The sequence below is a fragment of the Photobacterium chitinilyticum genome (genome assembly GCF_004104355.1).
Classification (GTDB): domain Bacteria; phylum Pseudomonadota; class Gammaproteobacteria; order Enterobacterales; family Vibrionaceae; genus Photobacterium; species Photobacterium chitinilyticum.
In genome coordinates, this window is record NZ_RJLM01000190.1 from 1 (window position 1) to 446 (window position 446).

Below are 446 nucleotides of genomic sequence, written 5' to 3' on the forward strand. Positions count from 1 at the left end.
CAGGTCTGTGATGCCCTTAGATGTCCGGGGCCACACGTGCGCTACAATGACGGTGCCAGCGAGTCTCAGGTCTGTGATGCCCTTAGATGTCCGGGGCCACACGTGCGCTACAATGACGGTGCCAGCGAGTCTGGGAACCTGGCCCGAAAGGGTTGGGCAAACTGTTTCATCACCGTCGTGACTGGGATCGGGGCTTGCAATTATTCCCCGTGAACGAGGAATTCCTRGTAAGYGCRAGTCATMAGCTYGCGYTGAYTACGTCCCTGYCCTTTGTACACACCGCCCGTCGCTMCTACCGATTGAATGGTTTAGTGAGGTCGTTGGATTGGTGTCGTTGTAGTGGCGTTGCCGCTCGACTGATGCTGAGAAGATGACCTAATTTGACTATTTAGAGGAAGKAGAAGTCGTAACAAGGTTTCCGTAGGTGAACCTGCGGAAGGATCATT

1 rRNA gene is annotated in these 446 nt (G+C 54.1%); it reads left to right on the forward strand.

The window, feature by feature from the left end:
* Positions 1 to 446, forward strand: a 16S ribosomal RNA gene (locus EDI28_RS28240); the annotation flags it as partial.